Origin of the sequence: Cytobacillus pseudoceanisediminis (assembly GCF_023516215.1) — a bacterium.
Lineage (GTDB): Bacteria > Bacillota > Bacilli > Bacillales > Cytobacillaceae > Cytobacillus > Cytobacillus pseudoceanisediminis.
On the sequence record NZ_CP097349.1, the window covers coordinates 183,115 to 209,761 of the forward strand.

27 protein-coding genes and 7 pseudogenes are annotated in these 26,647 nt (G+C 42.1%); 26 read left to right on the plus strand and 8 right to left on the minus strand.

Annotated elements, in window-relative coordinates; translation table 11 throughout:
* Positions 1-50 precede the first annotated feature (50 nt).
* Both M5V91_RS01000 and M5V91_RS01005 read left to right on the plus strand, forming a co-directional pair.
* Positions 51-1,025 (plus strand): MBL fold metallo-hydrolase, encoded by a 975-nt coding sequence (locus M5V91_RS01000; RefSeq protein WP_009332853.1) that lies wholly within the window; start codon positions 51-53, stop codon positions 1,023-1,025.
* 1 nt (position 1,026) lies between these two features.
* Positions 1,027-1,820: pseudogene (locus M5V91_RS01005) on the plus strand (SDR family NAD(P)-dependent oxidoreductase).
* A gap of 37 nt (positions 1,821-1,857) precedes the next feature.
* On the opposite strand, the gene M5V91_RS01010 reads toward M5V91_RS01005, so the two are convergent.
* Complete coding sequence (locus M5V91_RS01010) at positions 1,858-2,052, minus strand: YqzH family protein (RefSeq protein WP_251175094.1); 195 nt, start codon at positions 2,050-2,052, stop codon at positions 1,858-1,860.
* Positions 2,053-2,304: 252 nt separating this feature from the next.
* On the opposite strand from M5V91_RS01010, the pseudogene M5V91_RS01015 reads away from it, so the two are divergent.
* Both M5V91_RS01015 and M5V91_RS01020 read left to right on the plus strand, forming a co-directional pair.
* Positions 2,305-3,560, plus strand: a pseudogene (locus tag M5V91_RS01015) (Y-family DNA polymerase).
* A 13-nt stretch (positions 3,561-3,573) separates the two neighbouring features.
* Positions 3,574-3,909, plus strand: coding sequence for a YolD-like family protein (locus tag M5V91_RS01020; protein ID WP_009332849.1), 336 nt, complete (start codon positions 3,574-3,576; stop codon positions 3,907-3,909).
* Positions 3,910-4,165: 256 nt separating this feature from the next.
* Here the strand turns inward: M5V91_RS01020 and M5V91_RS01025 are convergent, their stop codons facing one another.
* Entirely contained in the window at positions 4,166-4,384 is a 219-nt protein-coding gene (locus M5V91_RS01025) for a CDGSH iron-sulfur domain-containing protein (protein WP_009332847.1), read from the minus strand.
* 114 nt (positions 4,385-4,498) lie between these two features.
* On the opposite strand from M5V91_RS01025, the gene M5V91_RS01030 reads away from it, so the two are divergent.
* On the plus strand, positions 4,499-4,825 hold the full coding sequence (locus M5V91_RS01030) for an iron-sulfur cluster biosynthesis family protein (RefSeq protein WP_009332846.1): 327 nt from the start codon (positions 4,499-4,501) through the stop codon (positions 4,823-4,825).
* 190 nt (positions 4,826-5,015) lie between these two features.
* Complete coding sequence (locus tag M5V91_RS01035; protein ID WP_009332845.1) at positions 5,016-5,552, plus strand: hypothetical protein; 537 nt, start codon at positions 5,016-5,018, stop codon at positions 5,550-5,552.
* A gap of 45 nt (positions 5,553-5,597) precedes the next feature.
* Here M5V91_RS01035 and M5V91_RS01040 read toward each other — a convergent pair.
* The 3 genes and pseudogenes from M5V91_RS01040 to M5V91_RS01050 form a co-directional block, all read right to left on the minus strand.
* A pseudogene (locus M5V91_RS01040) lies at positions 5,598-6,523 on the minus strand (alpha/beta hydrolase).
* A gap of 124 nt (positions 6,524-6,647) precedes the next feature.
* Positions 6,648-6,779, minus strand: a complete 132-nt coding sequence (locus M5V91_RS01045) for a hypothetical protein (RefSeq protein WP_019380331.1) — start codon at positions 6,777-6,779, stop codon at positions 6,648-6,650.
* Between the two features lie 117 nt (positions 6,780-6,896).
* Positions 6,897-7,805, minus strand: a complete 909-nt coding sequence (locus M5V91_RS01050) for a hydroxymethylglutaryl-CoA lyase (RefSeq protein ID WP_009332843.1) — start codon at positions 7,803-7,805, stop codon at positions 6,897-6,899.
* 192 nt (positions 7,806-7,997) lie between these two features.
* On the opposite strand from M5V91_RS01050, the pseudogene M5V91_RS01055 reads away from it, so the two are divergent.
* The 5 genes and pseudogenes from M5V91_RS01055 (at position 7,998) to M5V91_RS01075 (ending at position 11,564) form a co-directional block, all read left to right on the plus strand.
* Positions 7,998-9,182, plus strand: a pseudogene (locus M5V91_RS01055) (acetyl-CoA C-acetyltransferase).
* 61 nt (positions 9,183-9,243) lie between these two features.
* On the plus strand, positions 9,244-9,933 hold the full coding sequence (locus M5V91_RS01060; RefSeq protein ID WP_019380334.1) for a CoA transferase subunit A: 690 nt from the start codon (positions 9,244-9,246) through the stop codon (positions 9,931-9,933).
* Positions 9,934-9,957: 24 nt separating this feature from the next.
* Positions 9,958-10,626: a CoA transferase subunit B gene (locus tag M5V91_RS01065; RefSeq protein ID WP_009332840.1), complete on the plus strand. Its 669-nt coding sequence runs from the start codon at positions 9,958-9,960 to the stop codon at positions 10,624-10,626.
* A 243-nt stretch (positions 10,627-10,869) separates the two neighbouring features.
* Positions 10,870-11,241: a VOC family protein gene (locus tag M5V91_RS01070; RefSeq protein ID WP_009332839.1), complete on the plus strand. Its 372-nt coding sequence runs from the start codon at positions 10,870-10,872 to the stop codon at positions 11,239-11,241.
* A gap of 77 nt (positions 11,242-11,318) precedes the next feature.
* Positions 11,319-11,564, plus strand: coding sequence for a YqkE family protein (locus M5V91_RS01075; RefSeq protein ID WP_009332838.1), 246 nt, complete (start codon positions 11,319-11,321; stop codon positions 11,562-11,564).
* 162 nt (positions 11,565-11,726) lie between these two features.
* Here M5V91_RS01075 and M5V91_RS01080 read toward each other — a convergent pair whose 3' ends face one another.
* Complete coding sequence (locus tag M5V91_RS01080; protein WP_251175095.1) at positions 11,727-12,650, minus strand: aldo/keto reductase; 924 nt, start codon at positions 12,648-12,650, stop codon at positions 11,727-11,729.
* A gap of 72 nt (positions 12,651-12,722) precedes the next feature.
* Positions 12,723-12,857, minus strand: a complete 135-nt coding sequence (mciZ, locus tag M5V91_RS01085) for a Z-ring formation inhibitor MciZ (protein WP_019380336.1) — start codon at positions 12,855-12,857, stop codon at positions 12,723-12,725.
* A 78-nt stretch (positions 12,858-12,935) separates the two neighbouring features.
* Between mciZ and M5V91_RS01090 the strand changes: the two genes are divergently transcribed.
* Entirely contained in the window at positions 12,936-13,487 is a 552-nt protein-coding gene (locus M5V91_RS01090) for an NUDIX hydrolase (RefSeq protein ID WP_009332836.1), read from the plus strand.
* Between the two features lies 1 nt (position 13,488).
* Positions 13,489-14,655 carry an endonuclease Q family protein gene (locus M5V91_RS01095; protein ID WP_009332835.1) on the plus strand — a complete coding sequence of 389 codons (1,167 nt, stop codon included), beginning with the start codon at positions 13,489-13,491 and terminating at the stop codon, positions 14,653-14,655.
* Positions 14,656-14,670: 15 nt separating this feature from the next.
* Here the strand turns inward: M5V91_RS01095 and M5V91_RS01100 are convergent, their stop codons facing one another.
* Complete coding sequence (locus M5V91_RS01100) at positions 14,671-15,246, minus strand: GNAT family N-acetyltransferase (RefSeq protein WP_009332834.1); 576 nt, start codon at positions 15,244-15,246, stop codon at positions 14,671-14,673.
* 180 nt (positions 15,247-15,426) lie between these two features.
* Here M5V91_RS01100 and spoIIM point away from each other — a divergent pair, with 180 nt between their 5' ends.
* The 13 genes and pseudogenes from spoIIM to M5V91_RS01165 all read left to right on the plus strand — a co-directional run bounded on the left by spoIIM (position 15,427) and on the right by M5V91_RS01165 (position 26,631).
* On the plus strand, positions 15,427-16,059 hold the full coding sequence (gene spoIIM, locus M5V91_RS01105) for a stage II sporulation protein M (protein WP_284521664.1): 633 nt from the start codon (positions 15,427-15,429) through the stop codon (positions 16,057-16,059).
* A 235-nt stretch (positions 16,060-16,294) separates the two neighbouring features.
* Entirely contained in the window at positions 16,295-16,768 is a 474-nt protein-coding gene (gene fur, locus M5V91_RS01110) for a ferric iron uptake transcriptional regulator (RefSeq protein ID WP_009332832.1), read from the plus strand.
* A 485-nt stretch (positions 16,769-17,253) separates the two neighbouring features.
* Positions 17,254-17,481, plus strand: coding sequence for a YqzK family protein (locus M5V91_RS01115; RefSeq protein WP_009332831.1), 228 nt, complete (start codon positions 17,254-17,256; stop codon positions 17,479-17,481).
* A gap of 9 nt (positions 17,482-17,490) precedes the next feature.
* On the plus strand, positions 17,491-18,384 hold the full coding sequence (gene xerD / locus M5V91_RS01120; protein ID WP_009332830.1) for a site-specific tyrosine recombinase XerD: 894 nt from the start codon (positions 17,491-17,493) through the stop codon (positions 18,382-18,384).
* A 321-nt stretch (positions 18,385-18,705) separates the two neighbouring features.
* Positions 18,706-19,874 (plus strand): annotated as a pseudogene (gene deoB, locus M5V91_RS01125) (phosphopentomutase).
* Between the two features lie 44 nt (positions 19,875-19,918).
* Positions 19,919-20,740, plus strand: coding sequence for a purine-nucleoside phosphorylase (locus M5V91_RS01130; RefSeq protein ID WP_019380339.1), 822 nt, complete (start codon positions 19,919-19,921; stop codon positions 20,738-20,740).
* 228 nt (positions 20,741-20,968) lie between these two features.
* The gene (locus M5V91_RS01135; protein WP_019380340.1) at positions 20,969-22,273 is read left to right on the plus strand and encodes a pyrimidine-nucleoside phosphorylase; all 1,305 of its coding nucleotides are present in this window, start codon (positions 20,969-20,971) and stop codon (positions 22,271-22,273) included.
* 148 nt (positions 22,274-22,421) lie between these two features.
* On the plus strand, positions 22,422-23,585 hold the full coding sequence (locus tag M5V91_RS01140) for a D-alanyl-D-alanine carboxypeptidase family protein (protein WP_009332826.1): 1,164 nt from the start codon (positions 22,422-22,424) through the stop codon (positions 23,583-23,585).
* A gap of 225 nt (positions 23,586-23,810) precedes the next feature.
* Complete coding sequence (gene spoIIAA, locus M5V91_RS01145) at positions 23,811-24,161, plus strand: anti-sigma F factor antagonist (protein ID WP_009332825.1); 351 nt, start codon at positions 23,811-23,813, stop codon at positions 24,159-24,161.
* Between the two features lie 3 nt (positions 24,162-24,164).
* A complete protein-coding gene (spoIIAB, locus tag M5V91_RS01150; RefSeq protein WP_009332824.1) occupies positions 24,165-24,605 on the plus strand; it encodes an anti-sigma F factor in 441 nt (146 codons plus the stop codon).
* 12 nt (positions 24,606-24,617) lie between these two features.
* A pseudogene (gene sigF, locus M5V91_RS01155) lies at positions 24,618-25,375 on the plus strand (RNA polymerase sporulation sigma factor SigF).
* A 224-nt stretch (positions 25,376-25,599) separates the two neighbouring features.
* Complete coding sequence (locus tag M5V91_RS01160) at positions 25,600-26,220, plus strand: stage V sporulation protein AA (protein ID WP_251175096.1); 621 nt, start codon at positions 25,600-25,602, stop codon at positions 26,218-26,220.
* Positions 26,210-26,631, plus strand: a pseudogene (locus M5V91_RS01165) (stage V sporulation protein AB). The gene M5V91_RS01160 and the pseudogene M5V91_RS01165 overlap by 11 nt, the downstream one beginning before the upstream one ends.
* Positions 26,632-26,647: the final 16 nt, after the last annotated feature.

Consider the following 26,647-nt stretch of genomic DNA (forward strand, 5'->3'; position numbering starts at 1 on the left):
AAAAACAGCTTTATTTTATTTAAATATAGTGATTTAGGGGGATTGTTAAAATGGCAAATTGGAAGAATGGAATTGCAAAGCTTGTTATCCCGACACCTTTTCCTGTCGGTGACGTTAATGTATATGCAGTGAAAGGGGAAAAGCTGACTCTTGTTGATGCCGGCCCTAAAACGGATGAAGCATGGGAAGCCTTAAAATCCCAGCTTAAAGAGCTGAATTTAACTCCCGGTGATTTTGAACAGGTTGTCCTCACACATCATCATCCCGATCATGCCGGGCTGCTTGACTTTTTCCCTGATAATCTCGATGTGTTCGGGCACCGGGTTAACCAAAGGTGGCTGTCCCGGACGGACCAATTTCTAAAATTTCATGATGAATTTTACATAAAACTGTTCAATGAATTTGGGATTCCTGAAAGTTATTTTTCCTTTATAAATAAGATGAAAAAGACTCTGCGCTATTCCTGCAATCGTACTCTGACGGGCGAACTGGAGGAAGGCAGGCAGCCTGAAGGGCTGGACGATTGGACGGTAATGGAGACACCCGGGCATGCACAGAGCCATATAGGTCTGTTCAGGGAGAAAGATGGTGTATTTCTTGGAGGAGACCATTTGCTTGCACACATTTCTCCTAATCCCATCCTGGAGCCGCCGCTTCCCGGCAATACGGAACGGCCAAAGCCGCAGATTCAGTATAATGAGTCGCTGAAAAAGCTGCAGCAGCTTCCAATATCCCTTTTTTACTCTGGACATGGCGAGGATATTACAAATGTGAATGAGTTAATAAACGAAAGGCTTGGCCGGCAGCATGAGCGGGCAATGAAAGTAAAGGCATGGCTCGAGTCCGAATCGCTCACTGTTTTTGAAGTGTGCCGCCGCCTTTTTCCGAAAGTTTATGAGAAGGAGCTTTCCCTGACGATTTCCGAAACGGTTGCTCAGCTTGACTATTTACATTCAATAGGAGAGATTTATATAAATAAAGAGGAGGAAGCATTCTTGTATTCCGCATCAAAAGAGGTGGTTTGATTTGTCAGACAGATTAAAGAATAAAAATGTGATTATTACAGGTGCATCCGGAGGGATCGGGGCCCAGATGGCTGTCCTTTGTGCCGAGAGGGAGCGAACCTTGTCCTTCTTGCCCGCAGTTTTGACAAATTGCAGGAACTGCAGGCAGATTTGCTTAGGCGTTTTTCAGTGGATGTTTACATACATAAACTTGATGTTTCGGACACTGACGAGGTCTCGGCTGTTTTTTCCGAGGTACTTGCCCGGTTTGATCATATAGATGTTCTTGTGAATAATGCCGGGTTCGGCGTTTTCCGGGAAGCGCATGAAGCAAACGTTGAAGAAATAAAGGGAATGTTTGATGTAAATGTAGTTGGTTTAATGGCTTGCACCAGCATGGTGCTGCCGGTGATGAGGAAGCAGAGGAGCGGCCATATTATCAACATCGCCTCACAGGCGGGCAAAATTGCCACACCGAAATCCAGTGTCTATTCCGCAACCAAGCATGCTGTTCTTGGCTATACGAACAGCCTTCGGATGGAGCTGGCTGACAGCAATGTCTTTGTGACTGCTGTTAATCCCGGACCGATTGAGACAAACTTCTTCAATATTGCCGATGAAAAAGGCACATATGTGAAAAATGTCAGCAAATTTATGCTTAAGCCCGAATATGTTGCGCTCAAGGTAGTTAATGCAATGCTCCGGCCGGTCAGGGAAATTAATCTTCCTCGGTGGATGAATGCGGGAAGCATCGTCTATACACTTTTTCCAGGGCTTTTCGAAAAAATTGGAAAGCGTGCATTCAATCAGAAATGAAAAGAAGCCGGAGCAATCGCTTTGGCTTCTTTTTCATTCAAAAATATGGTGAACCAGTAATATACCCGTATACCACATCATTTACTATTTCATGCAGCTCGCTGTCTGCTTCTTTATTTTTCTCCTCTATTACTTTATTGAATATCTCTGCAAATTCCCTGCTCTCAAACGAAATGGAATGGCTGTCCTCGTTATATTGCTTTAAACAGTTTTGAACCATTTTATATATCATTTTTTTTGTTCATTATTTTTGCACCTCAAGCTGATTATACTGGCTTCTGGTAATATCGGCACCTGGCAAAAGAACCTGTTTTAAGAAAAAACGCGTAAAATTTCCATTGAAACCGAACGCATATTCGCTTAATATAATGGGTATACATATATAGAACGGATGTTCTTGTTTGTTTTTATTGGATTCAGGAGCTGCCGGCCAGCATAAGCAGGTACGGCGCCTTGCGCTTTTCTGAAGGAGGATGTCGATGTCATGGTTGATTACAGCGCAATGCCGAATAATCAGATTTTGTGTGTTGATATGAAGAGCTTTTATGCAAGCTGTTCTGCTGTCATGCTTGGTCTGGATCCTCTTGATTGCTATCTTGTAATTGCCGGGAATGTGGAACGGAAGGGCAGCGTTGTTCTGGCTGCCTCTCCGCGAATGAAAAAAGAGTTTGGGATAAAGACAGGGGCCCGGCTTTTTGAGGTTCCAAATGATCCGCGCATTAGAATTGAGGAGCCGAAAATGGCGACTTATTTAAGAATCTCCACTGAAATCACCAGGGTGTTTAACCGTTATGTCCCCAAGGAAGCCATCCATACCTACAGTGTCGATGAAAGTTTTATAAAAGTAGACGGTGCAGTGCATCTCTGGGGTGATGCCCAGACAATTGCCTGGAAAATAAAAGATGATATTGAACGGGAATTTCAGCTCCCCTGTGCCATAGGAATAGGGCCTAATTTGCTTATGTCAAAGCTCTGCCTGGATCTTGAGGCGAAAAAAGGGGGTTGCTGAATGGACGTACGAAGATGTGAAAGCAAAGCTGTGGAATGTATCCCCTTTAAGGGAAATGTGGGGCATCGGCCGCCGTGTTGAAAAGACATTGAATGGAATGGGGATTTTTACAGTTGGACAGCTTGCCCGCTATGATCTGGCTAAGCTTGAAAAAAGTTTGGGATTATGGGCAATCAGCTCTATCACCATGCATGGGGTATTGATCTGTCGGAAATAGGGGCACCGATCATGGAAGGGCAGATCAGCTTTGGGAAAAGCCAGATTTTACTGAGGGATTATAAAGAGGAAAAGGAAATTAAGCATGTGGTCCTTGAGATGTGTGAGGAAGTGGCAAGAAGGGCCCGCAGCCACCGCAAAGCCGGAAGGACCATCAGTTTTGGCCTTGGCTACAGCCAGGATGAATTTGGAGGAGGCTTTTACCGCTCAAGGACAGTTGACCAGCCAACCAATATTACGATGGATCTTTATCGCGTTTGCCTCGAGCTTTTTGACGAGAATTATGAGGGCAAAACAGTGCGTCAGATTTCCATTTCCCTCGGCAATATTACGGATGACAGCGAAATGCAGCTGAATCTGTTCGATTTGGATGGCTGGAAAAAAGGGAGCTCGGCTACACAGTGGACCGGATCCGCTCCAAGTTTGGAGGAGGAGCTTTGCTAAGAGCCGTCTCTTATACAAGCGCAGGAACCGCCAAGCACCGTGCGACATTGGTTGGCGGCCATAAGATGTAAAAGGGGTCAGCTCATGATTCGCGATCGGGGCAGAATAAAATGGACTTCTATGATGCTGCCGGAACATGTAAAGCTCTTGAGAGACTGGGCAGAGGAAGATACGTACGAGCAAAAGCGGGAATTGGATGAGCAGAAATTTGAATATATGAATGAAATTCTTTCGGAGGCAATGGAATTTCAAAAAAGCGTTACACTTACTCATTACAGGGGCAGAAATTATGAACTGGTCATCGGGAGCATCCATTACTGGGATGAACTTGGCCAAAAGCTTCATATTGTTGATCGATTTGGGGAGATTCACCGTATTTCCATTAACGCTATAGCGGATGCGCGGTTCACGGAAGAATAGAGCTGTCTGAACTGGATGAATTTAAAACGGGTAGTTTTTGGGCGCGGGAAGCACCTTAACAGCAGGGGGTGTAAGAAATATGCCTAGAGGAAAAGAACTGGAACAGCTGCCGATGGCTAATATCGCACCAGGGGCAGGAGAAGACAGTACGGACAGGGACCGGGAAATGCTACAGGGGATTGTACAGGATGAAAGAGCAACACCCGCAGGAATAAAAAATGAAAAAAACGGGGATGACTGTCCCCGTTTTCCACCCTTATTGCTTGTCGTCGAGAGCTTTCTCCGCACGGACACAGGATTGGAAAGTTCCTTTATGAGTGCCGTCACAAAATGGGATTTTTTGGGACCTCCCGCAGCGGCAAAGGGAGAAGGTTTGTTTTGTTTCAAATTTATTGCCATCCATATCAATTAACTCTACATCACCTGTTACACGCAGCGATCCATTATCCATTACTTTAATCTGCGCCTTTGACATATCCAATCATCCTTTCACATTTTGGTGGCTGAATAAGCAACTGTCTCTTTCAGAAGCATGTTATTCCTATCTGTGTTAAAATACAGCATATGCAAAGGGGAGGTAGTTTTAAACATGGAAATTGCATTAACTGAATTGGCGGCTGAAAAATTGTCCGAACGGATTGCCGGCAAAGATGGATTCATAAAACTAAAGTATGATATAGATGGCTGCGGCTGTGTAGTAAGCGGGGTAACGGCTCTCTGGCTTGTTAATGACCTGGATGAAGATGACAGGGAAATTAAAACGAACGCTGGCAGCATATATGCGGAAAAATCAAAGGAAGTATTTTTGGATGACGATTTAACAATAGACTTTTCAGTGAAAGCAAATTGCTTTCAGTTAAAAAGCCCAAATCAGTATTTAAACCCTAGGATGAGCTTTATTGATAAAACAAAATAATGATGTAGCAGGCGGCCGCTGAGGGAAGGCGGTCTTTTTTAATAGGTTACATAGGTAAAAATACCCTTCCAAAATTCTGGAAAATAAGGTTTTAATATATTAGTAAAAGGTTACAGGCTAAATAGAATAACAATAACAAAGATGTTTTGTCATTATTGGTGAAGAGAGAGTGCTGATGGGGGAGATTCGAATGAAGCAGAAGTTATTTTTGCTGGCGGCAGCTTTCCTGATGCTGTCAGGGTGCAGTACAGCAACAATGGGCCAGGCGATTGATGATGGAATTCCATTCAACGTAAAAGAAGTCTTACATAAAGAAAAAGTAAAAGATGGAGTCATACTGCTGTATTTAACGCAGCAGAATGATGGACAAAACGAGGTCGAGGCCATGGCGGCTGCCTATTTGAAGGGCAGTGACAAAAAAGGCTGGAAAAATGAAGGCCATAACCATTGGGAATATTATGAGAATGAACATATGACCGTTTATAAAGATACTTTTTATGATTACGATAAGGAAGGTAAATTAGAAAACAGATTACCGATTATTTTTGGCGAGATTCAGAGCGGAGATATAAAAAAAGTAGAGGTGGCCGGCAAGGAAGAGAAATTTGAAGAAGCGGCTATTATTAAAAAAGAAAACAAACGCTATTATTTTAAAATGGGAGATTTTCATACTGCAAGAGGGCTGTCGGCAGAGGGCAAGGAAATCATAAAGAAAAAGAAAAATTAGAGGATCCTATATGAAGCAGCTGGCTCACATTGAAGCCAGCTGTTTCTATTGTGATAAAGTATCTTTGCTGCTGACATACTGATCCAAAAACTCGTCGATGACTTTTTCATAATCTTCTCTGTTTTCATTGAAGGATTGGGCATGGATTCCATTGACAGCAAGGTAAAGTTGTTTAGGGCCTTTTTTCTTCTCGTATAAAGCCTCGGACATGGTCGGCAAAATAAAATCATCTTTTTCACTGTGTATGAACAGGATGGGTTTCTTTATATTTTCAATTACAGAAATAGGCGATACATCTGCGATGGAGTATTTCTCACGCATCCGCAGAAATAGATCGGCAACAGGCAAAAAGAGCTTTGGAGACAGCCTCATTTCTGCTTTCAGACGGTAAGCCAGCTGCTCTTTAAAGTCTGAAAAAGGGCAATCGGCGATGTAAAAGTCGGCACCGTCTTCGAGCATTCCCGCATAGAGGATCATTGTAGCAGCTCCCATGCTTTCGCCATGAATGCCAATCTGAATAGTTGGCCCTTTTTCCGCTTTAAGCCAATCAATAATTGCTTTTAAATCAAACTTTTCATAATGTCCGTAACTTGTCGTTCTTCCTCCGGATTCTCCGTGGCGGCGATGATCATAGATAACCGCATTAAATCCCCGGTCCAAAAAAGGTTCATATATTTAATCGAGTTCATTTTATTTTCCGTAACCCCGTGGGAAATAACAATATAGCGACTATTTTTATGCGGTTCGACAGCCACAGCTTTTAAGTTATAGCCAAATGGGGAGGGAATAAGCACTTCTCTTTTTGGCAGGCTTTCATACTTGATAAGATCAAGTCTGCCGGACTCCTTCTCCCTTTCTAAAATAAAGTCATCTTCCTTCTTTCTCATAAACATAAGCCTATTGGTAAAATAGACGCCGAGTGATGAAAGAAAGAGTACGATGGAAAATAAATAACGTAAAAACCTTCTCAAACCCATCCCTCCATCTTTTTTCTTTATTTTACCATTCCGGATAAAATTAAAACAGAGATGTGAGCCGGGACATGCAGAAATTTCAGAAGGAATCTCGGCATGAAAAAAGCCGCTTTTCGGCGGCTTATTGCTTTGCGTTTTGTCTTTTAGTTGGATGAATTGCCTTTTCTAAATCCTCGGCAGCAATCGTCTGGTTTACTGTATCGGAATTCGGCTTTCCCTTCTGGCTATATCCTTTATCGCGTTTTTGGCTCATCGGATAATCCCCCTTCTAATAGGCTTCAGCTGATTTGAGTTCGTCAGCTGCTTTAGCAGTTGCTTTCATCTAATAAGATGCTATAAGAAAGGGCGTATTATTCATCTTAAGAAGCTGCTATTGAACAGTTTGAGCGTTCAGCCTGAAATAGGTGCTTTCAATCGGCCTGGAAAGATGAGGCTGAACAATTTTTACCGCTTCAAGTAATTGATTAAGATTAACATTGGTTTCAATTCCCATACGCTCTAGCATATACACAACATCTTCAGTTGCCGCATTGCCTGCAGCGCCCGGGGCAAATGGGCATCCGCCAAGTCCTCCGGCGGAAGTATCAAAGCGGTCGACACCTGCCTGTAAGGCTGCAAAAATATTAGTGAGGGCCATTTTTCTTGTGTCATGGAAATGTGCAGTCAGCAGGGTAGTTGGAAACTCTTCTTTTAAACGGGAAAAAAGCCCGTGCGATTCATGGGGAGCAGCCATCCCGATTGTATCTGCCACGCTTAATTCATCAGCCCCTGCGTCAACAAATTGACGGCATAGCCCAACTGTATCTTCAGGGTCGATTGCTCCTTCATACGGACAATGAAATGCCGTAGAGATGCAGGCGCGGACAAAGTAACCTTTCTCCTTCAGTTCTCCGATAATCGGCTTTAGTTCATCCATGCTTTCCTGAGTGGATTTATTAATATTTTTCTTATTAAATGTATTGCTTACACCGACGAAAACGGCAACGGCCCGGCATTCAGTCATATATACCCTTTCAATGCCCTTGCGGTTTGGGGCCAGCACGATATCCCTTGTATTTGCATCAAGGCAATCTGCCGTAATTTCAGCTGCATCCCCCATCTGCGGAACCCACTTAGGAGACACAAATGAAGTAAGCTCCAATTCTGTTAATCCTGCATTTTTTAAACTTCTAATAAAGTCTTTCTTGACTTCGGTGGGTACAAAGGACTTTTCATTTTGCAGTCCATCCCGAGGGCCCACTTCAATGATGGTTACTTTATTTGGAATTGCAAGCGTCATGTTTTCCTCTCCCGTTACATATTTTAGATTGTGCCTGGTAAGCGTTTTCTTAAAAATGTTAAATCCCTTGAATTTATTGTAGTAGGAAAGCATTTTTGATTGCAAGAATAATAAAAATTTTGACAAAATAAAAGGAATTTTGAGATCTTGGCACGAATACAAGCAGAGAGATGTTTTGAAAGGATGAGAGAGATGGCACAAACAGAAGTCGTAATAGTCAGCGCTGTCCGGACAGCAATCGGCAGTTTTAATGGAAGCCTTAAAGACGTATCAGCACCAGAGCTTGGGGCGATTGCGATAAAAGGCGCACTTGAAAAAGCAGGTGTAACCCCGGATCAGATAGATGAAGTAATCCTGGGGAATGTCCTGCAGGCAGGTCTGGGACAGAATCCGGCAAGGCAGGCAGCTCTTAAAGCGGGCCTTCCTGAAAGCGTTTCCGCGATGACGATTAATAAGGTCTGCGGTTCCGGGCTGAAAGCAGTTCATTTAGCTGCACAGGCCATTTTAGCCGGTGATGCAGAAGCGGTGATTGCTGGCGGCATGGAGAATATGAGTCAGGCTCCTTACATACTGAAAAATGCAAGAAATGGCTTTAAAATGGGAGATCAAAAGCTTATAGATTCGATGATATCAGACGGGCTCTGGTGTGCATTTAATGATTACCATATGGGAGTTACTGCTGAGAATCTCTGCTCTAAATACGAGCTGAGCCGGGAAGAACAGGACGAATTCGCAGCAGCCAGCCAGGAAAAGGCGGCAAAGGCAATTGAAGAAGGAAAATTCAATGATGAAATCGTTCCTGTGGAAATTCCTCAGCGAAAAGGGGATCCGATTGTTTTTAATACAGACGAGTATCCAAAAAAGGGACGAATGCTGAAAAGCTCGCAGGCCTGCGCCCGGCGTTTAAGAAAGACGGCAGCGTAACAGCCGGTAATGCTTCCGGGATTAATGACGGTGCTGCGGTATTGCTTGTTATGAGCAAAAAGAAAGCAGATGCACTTGGACTTAAGCCATTAGTAACGATTAAAGGAAATGCAAGTGCAGGTGTGGATCCAAGCATCATGGGCATTGGCCCTGTTGCTGCGGTAAAAAAGCTCTTGAAAAGGCTTCTGTTTCCATGGATGAATTGGAGCTTATTGAAGCAAACGAAGCATTTGCAGCCCAGTCGCTCGCAGTTGACAGGGAGCTTCGTTTTAACAAGGAGATTCTGAATGTAAATGGCGGGGCAATTGCGCTCGGACATCCAATCGGCGCAAGCGGTGCAAGAATTCTTGTAACTCTTATTCATGAGATGCAAAAAAGACAGGCGAAAAAAGGCCTTGCAACTCTATGCATCGGCGGTGGCCAGGGGTAGCCACGGTGGTGGAGCTTGCATAGGAATATCGAAAATAAATGAAAAGCAAAAAAATTGAGTATTTCAATGAAAGGAGTGATTGAAGTGAAGAAAATTTGTACTTCCTTCAGTGAAGCAGTTCAGGAAATTCATGATGGCGCTGTCCTTATGGTTGGCGGCTTCGGTCTGTGCGGAATCCCTGAAAACCTTATTCTTGCTTTAGTTGATAAAGGGGTCAAGGACCTTACTGTCATTTCAAATAACTGCGGTGTTGATGATTGGGGGCTTGGGCTGCTATTAAAAAATAAACAGATTAAGAAAATGGTCGGTTCTTATGTCGGCGAAAACAAAGAGTTTGAGAGACAGGTTCTTTCAGGCGAAATTGAAGTAGAGCTGCTGCCTCAAGGAACGCTGGCGGAAAAAATTCGTGCAGGCGGTGCCGGCATTCCTGCTTTTTATACGCCGGCAGGAGTAGGCACACCGATTGCAGAGGGGAAAGAAACCAAGGTTTTTGACGGCAAGGAATATCTCCTTGAAGAGGCACTGAAAGCAGACTTCAGCCTTGTAAGAGCATGGAAGGGCGATAAAATGGGCAATCTTGTATATCACAAAACTGCCCGGAACTTCAATCCGATGATTGCAGCAGCAGGCAAAGTGACAATTGCAGAAGTGGAGACACTTTATGAAATTGGTGAATTGGATCCGAACTATATTCATACGCCGAGCATCTATGTCCAGTCGCTGATTGAGGGAAAACAGGAAAAGCGCATTGAAAGACTGACTGTGAAGAAATAGATACGGACGGAAGGAGAGGGACTCATGAGTAACGATAAAGCAGCAGTCCGCGAGAAAATTGCCAGACGTGCTGAGAAAGAAATTGAAAATGGCTTTTACGTTAATTTGGGAATCGGCATGCCGACATTGGTTGCAAACTATATTTCTGATAATAAAGAAGTAGTCCTTCAATCTGAAAATGGATTACTGGGAATTGGACCATACCCTGCCGAAAGCGAAGTTGATCCGGATTTAATTAATGCAGGAAAAGAAACAGTTACCGCAATTTCGGGGGCCTCCTATTTTGATAGTGCTGAATCTTTTGCGATGATCAGGGGAGGCCATGTGAATATTGCCATTCTCGGCGGCATGGAGGTTTCTGAAAAAGGGGATCTGGCAAACTGGATGATTCCCGGGAAAATGATCAAGGGAATGGGCGGTGCAATGGATCTGGTTCATGGCGCCAATAAAATCATCGTCATCATGGACCACACCAATAAAAATGGAGATTCGAAAATCCTTAAAGAATGCAGCCTGCCTTTAACAGGAAAAAACGTTGTTGACCGCATTATAACTGAGCGGGCAGTCATCGATGTCACTGATTCTGGTTTGAAGCTTGTTGAAGTCGCTAAAGGCTTCACAATCGAGGACATAATCAATTCAACAGAACCTGAATTGCAAATTGATGAAAACGTTGTAACAGAAGCTTATTAATTTCTTTTGAAAAGTACAGCTGCATGCTGTGCTTTTCATTATTTTTGAATTGTTTTTAATAAATTTCAGTGTTTATATTTGCACATAACTCAATGTCCTGCGGGAGGAGGCTCTCGTTCCTCCCCGCGGGAAAGCTTGAGTGCCTGCAGCGGAAATCAACGGGCAGCATTCAAAAGTGCAAACAACTAATGAGAAATAGAAATAGGCCTCTTAATAAGAGGTTGAAAGAAAAGAGGAGAAAAAATGAGTTTTTCATTTAAAGGAATCGATCATATCCAGCTGGCAGCTCCAAAAGGCTGCGAGGATGCAGCGAGGAAATTTTACGGTGAGCAGCTTGGACTGAAGGAAATTCCCAAGCCTGAAAATCTTCAGAAGCGCGGCGGCTGCTGGTTTATATGCGGAGATCAGGAAATCCATATCGGGGTGCAGGAAGGCTTCCTGCCGGCCAAAAAAGCCCACCCTGGATTTATTGTAGAAAACCTCGAAGACTTGAGAAGCAGTCTCCAAGAGCAGAAGATAGCTATAAAGGAAGAACCGCCAATAGAAGGAAGGAAGCGATTCTTTGTTGATGATCCATTCGGAAACAGAATTGAGTTCCTGGAGTATTTGTCGTAATAGCCATGCAGCCTGTTCCTTCATGAATAGAAAAATATGATATAATAAATGGCAAAATTAGTTGATGAGGGGATTATATGAAAAAGAAAAAACACCATTCCCAGCCTAAAAAAGACGATAAGCCAGTCACGCTTGGCGATATGCTAAACCAGGACTTAATGGAGCAATTAAAAGGGAAAAAGCAGGAATTAAAAGCTGCCGAAGATAAACAGAAGGAAGAAGATGAGCGCAAAAAAAGAGAGGAAAGAAGACTGCGCGAAAAAAATAAAAGTTTTGAAGAACTGCTTGGAGAAAGCGATCTTAACTGGAAAGAGTTCAAATAATAAGAAAAGCGGAAGGCGCACGCTTAGCAGCTTAGGCCCGAGAGCCGATGGTGCCTGAGCTGGACAGTTATCTAACTTCAGAAATTACATATTCTTATCTTTCAAAAAAGAAGGGGCTGACTTTCCATCAGCCCCTTCTACTCTCATTATTACAAGCTATTATTATCGATGCTGCTCATATTTGTTTAGCTTGGCAATGGATTGAATAATAGTCAATTCATCTTTATTCAGGGGATTAGCTCTTATTGCTCTTGCATTTGCTCTAACTTGCTCTGCCTTGCTGGCACCTGCCGTCACGGAAGCGACAGCGGGATCCGCAAGATTATACTGAAATGCTATCTCAGTCATGGAGCGCTCATCCGAAATTTTTTCCCTGATGCTGGTAAGCGTTTCTTCCAATTCAGCATAGCTGTAATCCAAATAGCCTTTCTTTTTAACTGACTCCGTTGCCTTATCCAGCATTTTGTCGCTGAGCAGACCTTTAGCGAGCGGACCTCTTGTAACCGCGCTGATGCCTTTTTGATTTAGAAGCGGTAAAGCTTCTTCTTCCGGTCGCCGATCTAGAATGCTGTATTGCATCATGACCGAAATGATGGAGGACTTTGAAGCATATTCACGGATCACATTTGGACGGATGGAGGATATGCCATATTGCCGGATGTATCCTTCTTCCTTCAGTTCCTCAAATGCTTCAATGGTTTCATCAATAGGATCTTCAATCGTGCCTCCATGAAGCTGATATAAATCAATATAGTCTGTGCCCAGCCTTTTTAAACTGTCCTTTACAGCTTCTTTGATGTGGCTTTTTGAGGGATCCCAGCTCCAGCCATCTTTATTATTATTCCAGCGGTTGCCGGCTTTGGTAGCAATGATAACCTGTTCCCGGACACTCTTTAAGGATTGTCCGACAAGCTTTTCATTTTCGCCAAAGTCATATAAGTCAGCTGTATCAAAATAATTGATTCCTTCCTCAAGGGCAGCTTCAATAATCTCCTGAGCCTGGGAAGGGTTGGTGCCAATTGACATGCAGCCCAGCCCAAGCTCGCTTACGTACAAGTCTGAGTTTCCAAGTCTTCTCTTTTTCAAGTACCCACCTCATTTGAGTGTTTTCTATAATTGTACATAAACAAATGAGGCATACTCAAATTTAGAGGCTTATCATTTTATATTGTTCTGAGATTCAACCCAGTCTTTTACAAGAACGTACTGCCTGCTGTATTGTTTTAATTTCTCACGGACTTCCCAGGCTTTTCCGGTCAGAATAATTCCCCTTTTGTGGACATACACCTTCATGCCATACTCCCCCTCATCAAGTATGATAAAATGTATGAGCAATCATTATCGGAATAGAACAGGAGTGACTTAAAAACAATGAGCCGCCTAGAAGAAAGAACGATTAATACGGAAAAAATCTTCACTGGTAAAGTCATTAGTCTGCAGGTGGAAGATGTTGAATTGCCGAATGGCAAAACATCGAAGCGGGAAATTATCAAACATCCCGGGGCAGTAGCTGTATTGGCTGTAACAGAAGATAATAAAATAGTGATGGTCGAACAATATAGAAAAGCGCTGGATAAGATTATTGCTGAAATCCCTGCCGGAAAGCTAGAAGCAGGAGAAGAGCCCAGAGTTTGTGCAGAAAGGGAACTTGAAGAAGAAACGGGGTACGGCTGCACGGAAATGGAATGGCTGATCTCATTCTACACTTCTCCTGGATTTGCCGATGAGCTGGTACATTTATATATAGCAAAGGGTCTTATGAAAAAAGAAAATGCCGCTTCGCCTGATGAGGATGAATTTGTGAATCTTATGGAAGTAACGCTTGATGAAGCAATTTCCCTGCTGAAGCAGCAAAGGATTTATGATGCGAAAACCGCTTATGCTATCCAATATCTGCAGCTGCAAGAGGCGCAGAAAAAATAGCATGAAGCGCTTTTTTACTGATCTCCATATCCATATTGGACGTACGTTTACGGGAAAGCCGGTTAAAATAACAGGCGCTAAATCCTTAACCTTCACAAATATCATCAGGCATGCCCGAAATGAAAAAGGGCTTGATATCATCGGCATTATTGATTGTCATTCTCCTGAAGTCATTCTTGAAATCGAGGATTTGGCTCAAAAAGGACTGGTAACTGAACATAGCGACGGGGGACTTCAGTATGGAGATTTAACGATTATACCTGGCTCAGAGCTTGAAATATATGATGAATTCTGTAAAGGCCCCATTCATGTTCTTTGCTTCTTTCCGACCCTTTCAGCTATGAAGGTTTTCTCAGCCTGGCTATCGGGACATTTAAAGAATATAACATTAAGCTCACAGAGAATTTATGCCTCAGGCAGAATTCTTCAGAAAAAAGTGAAGGAACTGGATGGGCTTTTTATACCTGCCCATGTTTTTACCCCATTTAAAAGTTTATTCGGGAAAGGGGTGGAGCGGTCGCTGTCAGAAGTGTTTGATCCTGGCTTAATTGATGCAATAGAGCTGGGGCTCAGTGCAGATACTATGATGGCTGATCAAATAGCTGAACTACACAGATATACCTTTTTAACCAACTCAGATGCCCATTCACTAAAAAAAATTGCAAGAGAATATCAAATCCTTGAAATGGAGTCACCAACATTTGCTGGCCTGAAAAAGGCTTTGGCTGAAAAAGAAAAATGCAAGGTGAAAGCCAATTTCGGGCTCGATCCGCTGCTTGGAAAATACCATCAGACTGTTTGCTCTGAATGTTTTGCCCCATTTGATGGAGCAAAGGGCATATGCAGAAATTGCGGTAACCACAAATTTATCAAAGGCGTGGCTGACCGGATCTCTGAACTAAAATCATCTGGAGAATTGCTCGTTGAACGGCCTCCCTATATTCATCAAGTGCCGCTTGAGTTCATTCCAGGGTTAGGCCCGAAAATGCTGGAGAAGCTGCTGAATCATTTCGGCACTGAAATGGCCATTCTTCACGATGTTCCTTTATCAGAAATAAGCAAAGTAATCCCTGAGAAAACAGCCAGGCTTATTGAGAAAGCCCGAGGAGGAACATTAAACCTCAAGGCAGGGGGCGGGGGCAAGTACGGCAAAATTATGGATATCTAAAAAACATAGAGCCCATCAGGCTCTATGTTTTTTAGATACTTTAGCATAAATGCATGTATCCCTAAGCTCTTTTCCATCTGCGCTCAGACTGTCATTGATTAGTACCCCTTCAAGCGTGTATCCCAGCCTTTCGGGAATCCTTCGGCTGTTTATGTTTTTCGGATCACATCTAATTTCCACTCTGTTCGCTTGAAAATGCTCAAAGGCAAATTTCGTCAAACCTTCGGCAGCTTCAGTAATATATCCTTTTTTCTGAAACCTCGAATCTCCCCAATAACCTATTTCGAATTTGCGGACATCCCAATCAATACGATGCAGGCCAGTGGAGCCAATAAAGACATCGTCTTCTTTCCTATAAATATGGATACGGAAATCTTCCCTAAGGATAAACTTGGCATAAGATTTGCGGATGCCAGCTTCAGTTTCTTCCACTGATTGTTCATTCTGTGCAAAAGGAAGCCATTTTCTTAGCTCAGCAGCTGAAACTAATATAGCTTCATGCACTGTTTTCCCATCTCCGGGCAAGGCAGGTCTCATATATAGCCTTTCGGTTTCAATCCTCTCTGGAAACTCATTTAAAATCGAATCCATTTTCTCATTCCCCTCTATGACAATTTAAATAATTTTGAAAATTATAGCGGAAATAACTGAAGTATTCAAGACTTTTTTTCCATTGGGGAGTAACCAATTCTTTGTCATACAAATCTGGGACAGGCATAGAATTTAATATCCAATCTGTTTTGTTTTAGGAGGAAGAGCAATGAAGAAAAAATGTACCAGAACGCTGCAGCAGCCCACTTTCGCGAACATTCCTCAATCTATTTATTTGTTGTTGTATTATTCCTGATGGGTGTCATTTTTGGGGCTATCGTTGTGAATAGCTTAAGCTTTACACAAAAGGAAGATTTATTTTATTATCTGTCGCAGTTTTTTGGCCAGGTATCAGATGGACATGTTGCAGCAGCAGATGAATTATTCAAACAGAGCTTTTTTCATAATACAAAATTTATAGGACTGATGTGGATTTTGGGAATCTCCATAATTGGACTGCCTGTCATTCTGATTCTTCTATTTATGAAAGGGATGGTGGTTGGCTTTACAGTTGGTTTTCTCGTTAACCAAATGGGATGGGAAGGGTTTTTGCTTTCCTTTGTATCGGTCCTTCCCCAGAATCTGATCATTATACCTATATTTATTCTCGCTGCAGCACTGGCTGTTTCTTTCTCTTTAAAAATGATAAGAAGACAATTTATGAAAAAAGTCGGTCAGCCCATGATGCCTCTTTTTGGAAGGTATATGGTTGCTTTTGCAGTAGCCATTCTGTTTCTAATTGCTGCAGCCGGAGTGGAGGCGTTTATCTCGCCTGTCTTAATGAAGTCTGTTGTCAACTCAATCCAATCCTAACATATGAATGAATGTAATGGCAGAGCTACCAGCTCTGTCTTTTGTTTGTGCAGGAAAAGGGATAGAAACAAAGAAGATAGGGTACATATAAAGAGGTTTAAATATGTTTTGAATCATATTATAATAATTATTATATGAAAGTAATTTTTATCTGTTATTTATAATTATTTTATTTTGAATGTGATCTCATTTCTGTTATAATGAGAATGTTAGTGGCGAGGGAGGGACTTTCGGTATGGAAAGCAGAATTGAAAGAATAAAAAAACAGTTGCATTCATCCAGCTATAAACTAACACCACAGCGAGAGGCAACAGTTCGCGTCCTGTTAGAACACGAAGAGGATCATTTAAGTGCGGAAGATGTCTACCTCCTAGTAAAAGAGAAATCGCCTGAGATAGGCTTGGCAACTGTATATAGAACACTTGAATTGCTGACTGAACTAAAAATTGTCGATAAAATTAACTTTGGTGATGGAGTTTCCCGTTATGACCTGCGTCAGGAAGGGGCAGCCCATTTTCACCACCATTTAGTCTGTATTGAGTGCGGAGCTGTTGATGAAATTCAGGAAGATTTGCTTGAAGACGTAGAGGAAGTGGTTGAACGCCGCTGGAACTTTAAAATAAAGGATCACCGCCTTACGTTTCATGGCATCTGCTACCGCTGCCAGGATAAACAGACAGACAACGAAACCGAAACAGAAGAAAACTAATATTTATTGACAAAGCTTATTCTTACATTAGAATGGGCTTTTTATTTTGATCTATTTTCACAAAGTTTGCTGTTTTCGAATGGATAAAAATATTTTTTACCGCAAAGTTGATCTTCGCTGTGGGCACTTGATCCTCGAAAATGCTATCGCATTTCCTTCGTGCGGTTGTTCATTCAAGGAGGTTTATTCAATGTTCTGCGGGAGGAGAGGGAAGGGAGAGACGCGAAGCCGAGGAGGCTCTCATTCCTCCCCGCGGGAAAGCTGGAGTGCCCCGTGCTGAAATCAACGGGCTTCTTTCAGAAAAACAACAATCCATAAGAGCCTGGTTATAAAAGTAAATCCCCAATAACAAACAAAAAGGAAGAGTGCCCTGAAGAAACGCCAATTATGCAGATTCAGGTATAATTCTTGTCCAAAATGGCATACCTTTTAATAATAGAAAGCATTTGAATCTTTGCTTATTAAAAGTGATGGAGGACCAAACAATGAAATCCTGGCTGAGTATGGCTTTTCAGACCATTAAAGTGTTTGTCATTTTTACTGGATGCACAATCCTTTTTTATTATGGTATTATGTGGTTAAACGAAGAATACCAGGATTATCACCGCTATGACGAACCACAGGGAGCGGCTGTTAAGGTGTCGGCGAGCGGTACAGATGAAGATAGGAGCTTGCTGGACCGGTTAATTCTTTTCTATTTAAATGGGGAGTAATGCAATCATATGGATGATCAGTTAAGGGACTTTATTCATTATTTACTTGTAGAAAAAGGCCTGGCCAAAAATACAATTGTATCTTATGAAAGAGATTTGAAAAGTTATCTGAAATATCTCAAGTCTGAAGAGAAGATTTCAAGCCTTGAGAGTGTGCAGCGGACACAGATTGTCCAATTTCTCGGCTTTTTAAAAAAACAGGGCAAATCCTCAAAAACCTTGGCCCGGCATATAGCCTCCATAAGGGCCTTTCACCAATTTCTGCTCCGCGAAAAAGCAGTTGGCCATGACCCTTCGGTCCATATAGAAACACCGCAAATGGAACGTTCGCTTCCAAAAGTATTAAATATGCAGGAAGTGGAAACTTTATTGGATTTTCCAGAGATAAAGGATCACTTTGGTTTGCGCGATAAAGCCATGCTTGAACTTTTATATGCTACAGGCATTCGCGTAAGTGAGCTGATTGGCCTGAACATAGGTGATGTCCATTTAACGATGGGCTTTGTAAGATGTATAGGCAAAGGAAACAAGGAGCGGATTGTGCCTATTGGCAAAACAGCCTCAGAAGCGCTGGAAAAATATTTAAATGAAGGAAGAGGAAAGTTTGCTCCAAAAAAGCATAAAGATGAAGCGTTATTTTTAAATCATCACGGCAAACGTCTTTCAAGACAGGGATTTTGGAAAATATTGAAGCGGCTGGCTCAGGAGGCAGGGATCGAGAAGGAACTTACTCCGCATACGCTGAGGCATTCATTTGCTACTCATCTGCTTGAAAATGGTGCGGATTTGCGGGCAGTCCAGGAAATGCTTGGACATGCCGATATTTCCACCACGCAAATTTATACGCATGTAACCAAAACTCGCCTTAAAGATGTGTACAGCCAATATCATCCCCGTGCTTAAACCATTAATTAACTAAGTAAATATAAATGTCATAAAGCTGCCATGAAAAATAGGCAGCTTTTTCTTGTCTTTTTACCTGTTTATTATGTAAAATATAGATGTCAGACTTCTGACGAATGAAAGGGCTATCTATATATTTATTTAACTGAAAGAATTACCTTTTTTACTGTCCAGGTCCATCGCCTGCCTCCTTGAGGTGTGTGGGCAGACAAGGCGTTCCGCTTTTCTTTCAGCAAGAGAATCAGTGTTAAATAAACCTAAAAAGGGTACTATACGAATATGATTTTTGTAACCGTATTCAAATAATTAGGAGGTTTACATATGTCTGCATATACATATAAGCGCGTTTTTTTAATCGTCATGGACTCAGTAGGAATTGGAGAAGCGCCTGATGCCGATAAGTTCGGTGATAAAGGCGCTGATACGATTGGCCACATTGCAGAAAAAATGAATGGCCTGAAGATGCCGAATATGGGCAAACTCGGGCTTAGTAATATCAATGAAATCAAAGGAATCGAAAAAGCAGAGAAGCCAATGGCATTTTACACTAAAATGCAGGAAGCATCTAACGGAAAAGACACAATGACTGGACATTGGGAGATCATGGGCTTGAATATCCAAACCCCTTTCGGGTATTTCCAGACGGGTTCCCGCAGGAATTGATTTCTGAACTTGAAGCCCGTACCGGGAGAAAAATAATCGGCAATAAACCGGCGAGCGGAACGGAAATTCTAGTTGAACTCGGGGAAGAGCATATGAAAACCGGCGCTTTGATTGTTTATACATCAGCCGATTCAGTACTGCAGATCGCGGCACATGAAGATATAATACCAATCGAAGAACAGTATGAAATCTGTAAGATTGCACGCGAACTGACGCTGGATGAAAAATATATGGTCGGCAGAGTGATTGCCAGACCATTCATTGGCGAGCCGGGAAATTTCCAAAGAACATCCAATAGACATGATTATGCGTTAAAGCCTTTTGACCGCACGGTAATGAACGAAATGGCAGACATTGGCCTCGATGTATTGGCAATCGGCAAAATTTCCGACATTTTTGATGGCGAAGGGGTAACGGAAGCCATTCGTACAACTTCAAATATGGACGGAATGGATAAGCTGATTGAAACATTTGAAAAAGAGTTTACGGGCCTGAGCTTTTTGAATCTTGTTGACTTTGATGCATTATTTGGGCATAGACGTGATCCGGAAGGCTATGGAAAAGCACTTGAAGAATTTGATGAGCGCCTGCCTGAAGTATTTGAAAAAATGCAGGACGGCGACCTATTAATGATCACTGCGGACCATGGTAATGACCCGGTCCACCATGGCACAGATCATACACGTGAATATGTTCCTCTTCTTGTTTACTCAAAAGACATGGAGGAAGGGCAAGAGCTTCCAATTAGCGAAACCTTTGCAGATATTGGAGCAACAATTGCTGATAACTTTAATGTAAAGATGCCGGCTTTTGGCAAAAGCTTTTAAATCAATTGAAATAACGAATAAAAAAGCAGATGAGGAGAATGACGATGAATTATAGCAAAATTCAAAATGCGGCTGAATTTCTTAAAAATAAGTATACTGGACAGCCAAAGATTGGGCTGATATTAGGGTCAGGACTTGGAGTGCTGGCAGACGAAATTGAAGAACCGGTTAAAATCCCTTATAACGAAATCCCTGATTTTCCTGTATCAACAGTAGAGGGCCATGCAGGACAACTGGTATTCGGACGTTTGAACGGCATTGAAGTGGTTGCTATGCAAGGCCGTTTCCATTATTACGAAGGATACTCATTTGATAAAGTAACCTTTCCGGTAAGAGTTATGAACGAAATGGGTGTTGAGAAGCTTATTGTTACGAATGCAGCAGGCGGAGTGAATGAAGCCTATTCACCTGGTGATCTCATGCTTATTTCAGACCATATCAACAATATGGGCAGCAATCCGCTTATTGGTCCCAATGATTCCCGCATGGGTCCGCGTTTTCCGGATATGTCAGAAGCATATTCCAAAGAATTGAGAAAGCTTGCCAGAGATATAGCCGATAAGCTAGACCTGAAGATTCAGGAAGGAGTTTATGTCGGCAATACAGGGCCAACTTATGAAACACCTGCAGAAATTCGCATGCTGAGAACAATGGGCGGAGATGCAGTCGGCATGTCAACTGTTCCAGAAGTCATTGTGGCACAGCATTCAGGAATGAATGTTCTTGGAATCTCCTGTATCTCAAATATGGCTGCAGGTATCCTGGATCAGCCGCTGAACCACGAAGAAGTAATCGAAACAACTGAGAAAGTCAAAGCCGATTTCCTTCGTTATGTGAAAGCAATTGTTAAGGAACTTGGTGTATAAGATTTTTTAAGGCATGTTGATTCTGAGGCTATGCGGCTAACTTAGTTTAATTACTAAGTTGGTTGGAGCGGAGGGCACTTGACTCCTGCTCAGAGGAGGCTCTCGTTCCTCCCTGCGGGAAGCAAGTGTCCCGTGCTGCAATCAACGGGCTGCTTATTGAACAAAAACAACAATCCGATTAGATTAGAGCCATAAGAAAAGAATAAATGAAAGCAGTGGTGTTTGATGATGAGAATGGTGGATCTTATTGAAAAGAAAAGGGATGGACTTGAGTTAACAACAGAAGAAATTCAGTTTGTCATTAAAGGATATACAGACGGATCAATCCCGGATTATCAGGTAAGTGCTTTAACAATGGCTATCTTTTTCCAGGGAATGACAGAGAGCGAAAGAGCCGACTTGACTATGGCGATGGTAGAATCCGGTGATCAAATCGACTTATCGAAAATAGAAGGCATTAAAGTAGATAAACATTCAACTGGCGGTGTTGGCGATACAACAACACTGGTCCTGGGGCCGCTTGTAGCGGCAGTGGGTGTTCCGGTTGCGAAGATGTCAGGCAGGGGACTCGGACATACAGGCGGAACAATCGACAAACTTGAGTCTGTAGTAGGTTTCCATGTGGAAATTGAAAATGATGAATTTATAAAGCTTGTTAATCAAAATAAAATTGCAGTAATTGGACAGAGCGGAAACTTAACACCAGCTGACAAAAAGTTGTATGCACTGCGCGATGTTACAGCTACAGTCGACAGCATTCCTCTAATTGCAAGTTCGATTATGAGCAAGAAAATCGCTGCAGGTGCTGACGCCATTGTCCTTGATGTTAAAACAGGCGCTGGCGCATTTATGAAGACACTTGATGATTCACGTGAATTAGCGAAAGCGATGGTTCGAATCGGAAATAATGTTGGCAGAAACACAATGGCAGTTATCTCCGATATGAGCCAGCCGCTGGGCTATGCAATTGGAAATGCCCTTGAAGTAAAAGAAGCGATCGATACATTAAAAGGCGAAGGTCCTGAAGATTTGACAGAACTTTGCCTGACCTTGGGCAGCCATATGGTTTTCTTGGCGAAAAAAGCGAATTCATTGAAGGAAGCGCGTGAGAAGCTTGAAAATGTTATTAAAGACGGTTCCGCTTTAGACACATTCAAAGTATTCTTAAGCTCTCAGGGCGGAGATGCTTCCGTTGTTGATGATCCGCAAAAATTGCCTCAGGCAAAATATACATTTGAATTAGAAGCTAAGCAGGATGGCTATGTTTCTGAGATTGCAGCGGATGAAATCGGAACAGCAGCCATGCTTTTAGGAGCAGGAAGAGCAACCAAGGAATCCGAAATCGATCTTGCTGTCGGCCTTATGTTAAGAAAGAAAATCGGCGACCAGGTACAGAAGGGCGAATCTCTCGTAACCATCTACAGCAACTTCGAAAATGTAGAAGAAGTAAGAAATATGCTTTATGAAAACATTGCTATGTCGACTGAAAAAGTACCGGCTCCAGTATTGATTCATGAAGAAATAACTGAATAATATAGCAGCAAAAAGCCGCCAGGACTTCATGTCTGGCGGCTTTTTGCTGTGGTGCTGTTTCTCTTATTTTCTTTTTAGTCAGCCAGAACTGTATAAATTTTCTTTGAATGGAAAAAATGGAGGCTATAAAGAATGGAGGTATTGTGTGATGAAACGACTCGTCTCATTGATGTTAATAACATTATTAATGGCAACAATCTTTGTTCCTTCAGGATTTGCAAGAGAAAGCAGTGCAGATTTAGCGGATAATGTGAAATCCGCAATTCTTATCGAACGTGATACCGGATCGATATTGTATGAAAAAAATAGCGGTGAACAGCTGCCGCCTGCGAGTATGACTAAAGTAATGACAATGCTTCTAATCATGGAAGCTATAGATGAAGGAAAGCTGTCATGGGATGAGAAAATCCGGACAAGCGAGTATGCGGCATCAATGGGCGGCTCGCAAATTTTCCTTGAGCCAGGTGAAGAAATGACCACAAAGCAAATGCTGCAGGGAATCGCTATTGGTTCAGGAAATGATGCGTCCGTTGCAATGGCTGAGAGAATTGCTGGTTCAGAAGAAGCTTTCGTTGAAATGATGAATAATAAGGCAAAGGAATTAGGCCTTAAGAACACTAATTTCCAAAACCCTACAGGCCTGTCAGCTAAAGAACATTACAGTACTGCACATGATATGGCAATAATGGCAAAAGAGCTCCTTAAATATGAAAAGATAACAGATTTTACTGGAACCTATGAAGCCTATCTTCGTGAAGACACAGATAAAAAATTCTGGCTTGTCAATACAAATCGCCTTGTGCGATTTTATCCAGGAGTTGATGGGCTTAAAACAGGTTTCACATCTGAAGCAAAATACTGCTTGACAGCAACTGCCGAGAAAGATGGCATGCGGGTAATAGCAGTTGTATTTGGCGCACCGACTTCCAAAGAACGCAATGCCCAAGTGACTAAAATGCTCGACTATGCATTTAGCCAATATAAGACACATCCAATGTATGAAAGAAATCATGTCCTTGGCAAAGTTGCAGTAAGCAAAGGGGAGAAGAAAATGGTTGAAGCCCTGACAAGCGAACCGATTTCCCTATTAACTAAAAAAGGTGAAAGCATTGAGGAAATTGAACAAAAAGTTACATTAAATAAAAATATTAAAGCACCTGTCCAAAAGGGCGATCAAATCGGGACACTAACCTTGAAAAAGAATGGAAAAGTTTTAGTTGAAAGCCCTCTGGTTGCTAAAGAAGATAGTATGGAAGCATCATGGTGGACCTTGTTTAAGAGATCTATGGGATTATTTTCAAAAGCTGAATAAATAACCATTCATTTTTGTCGAAAAGAATCTTTATGTTAATTATTTTTAGCGAAAATGCACTAGTTTTGTCTCCAGGAAGGAAATGAAACATCATGCATCGAAATTGACTCACTATAAGGGCGGATACCGGAATTTTTTGAGATTCCGGCTTATCCTATCCGGAGAAAGAGCATGGAGTATTAGCGGCTTTTTCAGTTGCGGGTACCAGATAAGGAGGCTAAGATAGTGAGTCTTAACATTAATTTGGAAGTGAAGCATGATGTCTTATGTATTCGTTTAAGCGGGGAGCTGGACCACCATTCGGCAGATGAGCTGCGTGAACAGGCAACAAGGGCGATTGAAGAGCATGACATCCATCACATTATTTTAAACCTTGAGCAGCTTTCTTTTATGGATAGTTCAGGGTTGGGAGTTATTTTGGGCAGATACAAACAAATCAAACAAAAGCATGGTGAAATGGTTGTTTGTGCCATTTCTCCAGCGGTGCAGAGACTATTTGATATGTCGGGTTTATTTAAGATTATCCGTTTAGAACCGACAGAAGAAAACGCACTGCAAAGATTGGGGGTTGCCTGAAATATGAAAAATGTGATGAACCTCGAATTCAGCGCACTTAGCCAAAATGAATCATTCGCTCGTGTCACTGTTGCTGCTTTTATTGCTCAGCTTGATCCGACAATGGATGAACTGACAGAAATTAAAACTGTCGTTTCCGAAGCTGTAACCAACTCCATTATTCACGGCTATGAAAATGATCCTAATGGGATTGTCTATATTTCTGTCCTGATTGAAGATGGATTCATTGATTTGACCATTAAGGATAAAGGCCTTGGAATTATGGATGTGGAGGAGGCACGTCAGCCGTTATTTACAACAAAGCCTGAACTGGAAAGATCAGGTATGGGCTTTACCATCATGGAAAATTTCATGGACGAAATCGAAATCAAATCGCAGCCGGGGATAGGCACAGAGATCCGATTAAGGAAGCATTTATCAAATAGTAAAATGCTATGCAATTAAGGGAGTCTTGCTATGGATGTGGAGGTTAAAGCAGAGAAGGGCCAAACCTATTTAAAGGACAATGAAGTCAAGGAGCTTATAAAGCAAAGCCAAAGCGGAGATCAGGGTGCGAGAGACAAAATTGTTCAAAAAAATATGCGTCTTGTCTGGTCTGTCGTCCAGAGATTCTTGAATAGAGGATATGAACCGGATGACCTTTTCCAAATTGGCTGTATTGGCTTGTTGAAATCGGTTGATAAATTTGATCTCAGTTATGATGTGAAGTTTTCAACCTATGCGGTTCCAATGATTATCGGAGAAATCCAAAGATTCATCCGCGATGATGGAACGGTGAAGGTAAGCCGTTCATTGAAGGAAATGGGCAATAAAATCAGGAAGGCCAAAGATGAGCTATCAAAAACGCTTGGCCGCATCCCAACAGTTACAGAGCTTTCCGAGTTTCTGGAAATCTCTCCGGAAGATATTATCCTAGCCCAGGAAGCAAGCCGGATACCTTCATCAATACATGAAACAGTTTATGAAAATGATGGAGATCCCATAACGCTGCTCGATCAGATAGATGATGGCAATGAAGGGAAATGGTTTGATAAAATAGCTCTAAAAGAAGCGATCCGCGAATTGGATGAGCGGGAAAGACTGATAGTTTATTTGCGCTATTATAAAGATCAGACTCAATCTGAAGTGGCAGCAAGGCTTGGTATTTCCCAGGTTCAGGTATCGCGTCTTGAAAAAAGATACTCCAGCAAATGAAAGATCGAATGGATATATAAATCCATCCGGTCTTTTTTTATTTTCAAAATACCAAAGCATAAAGCTTTGGACATCGATAACTGTCTAGATCCCCCACTTCTGCTGCTTTTCTAAACAGCCAATTATTGGAGTTCATGAAGCTAATATATGTAACTCATACTAAATATAGACACAAAAGCGGAAACGCTCTAAATAGTCGTACCAAGTTTATAAAAAGGAAATCACTTTGTGGGAAGTGAGCGTTTTGGAGAAAACAGTTTATATTCGCTTGCGGCACCGTCTGCAAATACGGCCCAATCAGATAATAATGCTTAAAGATATTGCACAGGTCATTGCCGATGATGATATTTATGTAAAGCTTTGTGCACTTCCGCTATATAAAGTAAATGAGCATGACCAAAATATTGTGATAATTGACGTTATGAAGGTAATTCGTGCCATTACCCAATTATTTTCAAACCTGGAGGTCCAGTCGATTGGGCCGGCTCAATCGATAGTTGAGGTTGTTACAAAAAAGCAAAAAGTATCATTCCCTCTTTTCCTGCTGGTTTGGCTGCTTCTGTTTATTGGTGCCGCCCTGGCAATTATGAATTTTCATGAAGATGTGAGCATGCAGGCTGTACAGCTTAGAATTTACACTCTCATAACTGGGGAAGTGGACAGAAAGCCCCTCATTTTTCAAATTCCCTATTCCATAGGCCTGGGGCTCGGCATGATCATATTCTTTAATCATGTTTTTAAGAAGCGGCTTAATGAAGAGCCTAGCCCATTGGAAGTGGAAATGTTCAATTATCAGCTGGATCTTGATAATTATGTTGCATTGAAAGAAAACAAGGAGAGTATGAAGTATCTTGATGACCATTAATGTTGTCCTGGTAATGATCATTGGATTTGCGGGGGGCTCGCTGTTGGTTCAGGGTTCGTTGCCTTTCTGGCTGTTTTAGGCATTATCCCGAGGCTGACCCAGCTGACCAAAACGATGAAAATGATCCATCATTATGAAGCTGCAGTTGTTATGGGTGCTTTGGCAGGTGCCCTGGCAACTTTATGGGATCCGGTGCTCCAGTTAACACCGCTGCTTTTAATCCCCCTGGGGCTCGCGTCGGGAATATTTATTGGAATGCTGGCAGCAGCTTTAACCGAAGTTTTGAATGTATTTCCAATCCTTGCGAAAAGAATCGGAGTGGATGGGAAAATTGCGATTTTATTAATGGCATTTGTATTTGGAAAGGTGTTCGGATCACTGTTTCAATGGATTTATTTTGTAAATAAATAAGCAATCGGCTGGGCAT

Excerpts from the sequence above, each read along its gene's own strand:
- M5V91_RS01050 (WP_009332843.1), bottom strand. The coding sequence starts at position 7,805 with ATGACGCTTGCAATTCCAAATAAAGTAACCATCATTGAAGTGGGCCCT.
- M5V91_RS01010 (WP_251175094.1), bottom strand. The coding sequence starts at position 2,052 with ATGATATATAAAATGGTTCAAAACTGTTTAAAGCAATATAACGAGGAC.
- M5V91_RS01090 (WP_009332836.1), top strand. The coding sequence starts at position 12,936 with ATGAGCCGCCTAGAAGAAAGAACGATTAATACGGAAAAAATCTTCACT.
- M5V91_RS01045 (WP_019380331.1), bottom strand. The coding sequence starts at position 6,779 with ATGAGCCAAAAACGCGATAAAGGATATAGCCAGAAGGGAAAGCCGAAT.
- mciZ (WP_019380336.1), bottom strand. The coding sequence starts at position 12,857 with ATGAAGGTGTATGTCCACAAAAGGGGAATTATTCTGACCGGAAAAGCC.
- M5V91_RS01000 (WP_009332853.1), top strand. The coding sequence starts at position 51 with ATGGCAAATTGGAAGAATGGAATTGCAAAGCTTGTTATCCCGACACCT.
- M5V91_RS01095 (WP_009332835.1), top strand. The coding sequence starts at position 13,489 with ATGAAGCGCTTTTTTACTGATCTCCATATCCATATTGGACGTACGTTT.
- M5V91_RS01075 (WP_009332838.1), top strand. The coding sequence starts at position 11,319 with ATGAAAAAGAAAAAACACCATTCCCAGCCTAAAAAAGACGATAAGCCA.
- spoIIM (WP_284521664.1), top strand. The coding sequence starts at position 15,427 with ATGTACCAGAACGCTGCAGCAGCCCACTTTCGCGAACATTCCTCAATC.
- M5V91_RS01100 (WP_009332834.1), bottom strand. The coding sequence starts at position 15,246 with ATGGATTCGATTTTAAATGAGTTTCCAGAGAGGATTGAAACCGAAAGG.
- M5V91_RS01020 (WP_009332849.1), top strand. The coding sequence starts at position 3,574 with ATGATTCGCGATCGGGGCAGAATAAAATGGACTTCTATGATGCTGCCG.
- M5V91_RS01070 (WP_009332839.1), top strand. The coding sequence starts at position 10,870 with ATGAGTTTTTCATTTAAAGGAATCGATCATATCCAGCTGGCAGCTCCA.
- M5V91_RS01030 (WP_009332846.1), top strand. The coding sequence starts at position 4,499 with ATGGAAATTGCATTAACTGAATTGGCGGCTGAAAAATTGTCCGAACGG.
- xerD (WP_009332830.1), top strand. The coding sequence starts at position 17,491 with ATGGATGATCAGTTAAGGGACTTTATTCATTATTTACTTGTAGAAAAA.
- spoIIAB (WP_009332824.1), top strand. The coding sequence starts at position 24,165 with ATGAAAAATGTGATGAACCTCGAATTCAGCGCACTTAGCCAAAATGAA.
- M5V91_RS01135 (WP_019380340.1), top strand. The coding sequence starts at position 20,969 with ATGAGAATGGTGGATCTTATTGAAAAGAAAAGGGATGGACTTGAGTTA.
- fur (WP_009332832.1), top strand. The coding sequence starts at position 16,295 with ATGGAAAGCAGAATTGAAAGAATAAAAAAACAGTTGCATTCATCCAGC.
- M5V91_RS01140 (WP_009332826.1), top strand. The coding sequence starts at position 22,422 with ATGAAACGACTCGTCTCATTGATGTTAATAACATTATTAATGGCAACA.
- M5V91_RS01025 (WP_009332847.1), bottom strand. The coding sequence starts at position 4,384 with ATGTCAAAGGCGCAGATTAAAGTAATGGATAATGGATCGCTGCGTGTA.
- M5V91_RS01035 (WP_009332845.1), top strand. The coding sequence starts at position 5,016 with ATGAAGCAGAAGTTATTTTTGCTGGCGGCAGCTTTCCTGATGCTGTCA.
- M5V91_RS01115 (WP_009332831.1), top strand. The coding sequence starts at position 17,254 with ATGAAATCCTGGCTGAGTATGGCTTTTCAGACCATTAAAGTGTTTGTC.
- M5V91_RS01130 (WP_019380339.1), top strand. The coding sequence starts at position 19,919 with ATGAATTATAGCAAAATTCAAAATGCGGCTGAATTTCTTAAAAATAAG.
- M5V91_RS01065 (WP_009332840.1), top strand. The coding sequence starts at position 9,958 with ATGAGTAACGATAAAGCAGCAGTCCGCGAGAAAATTGCCAGACGTGCT.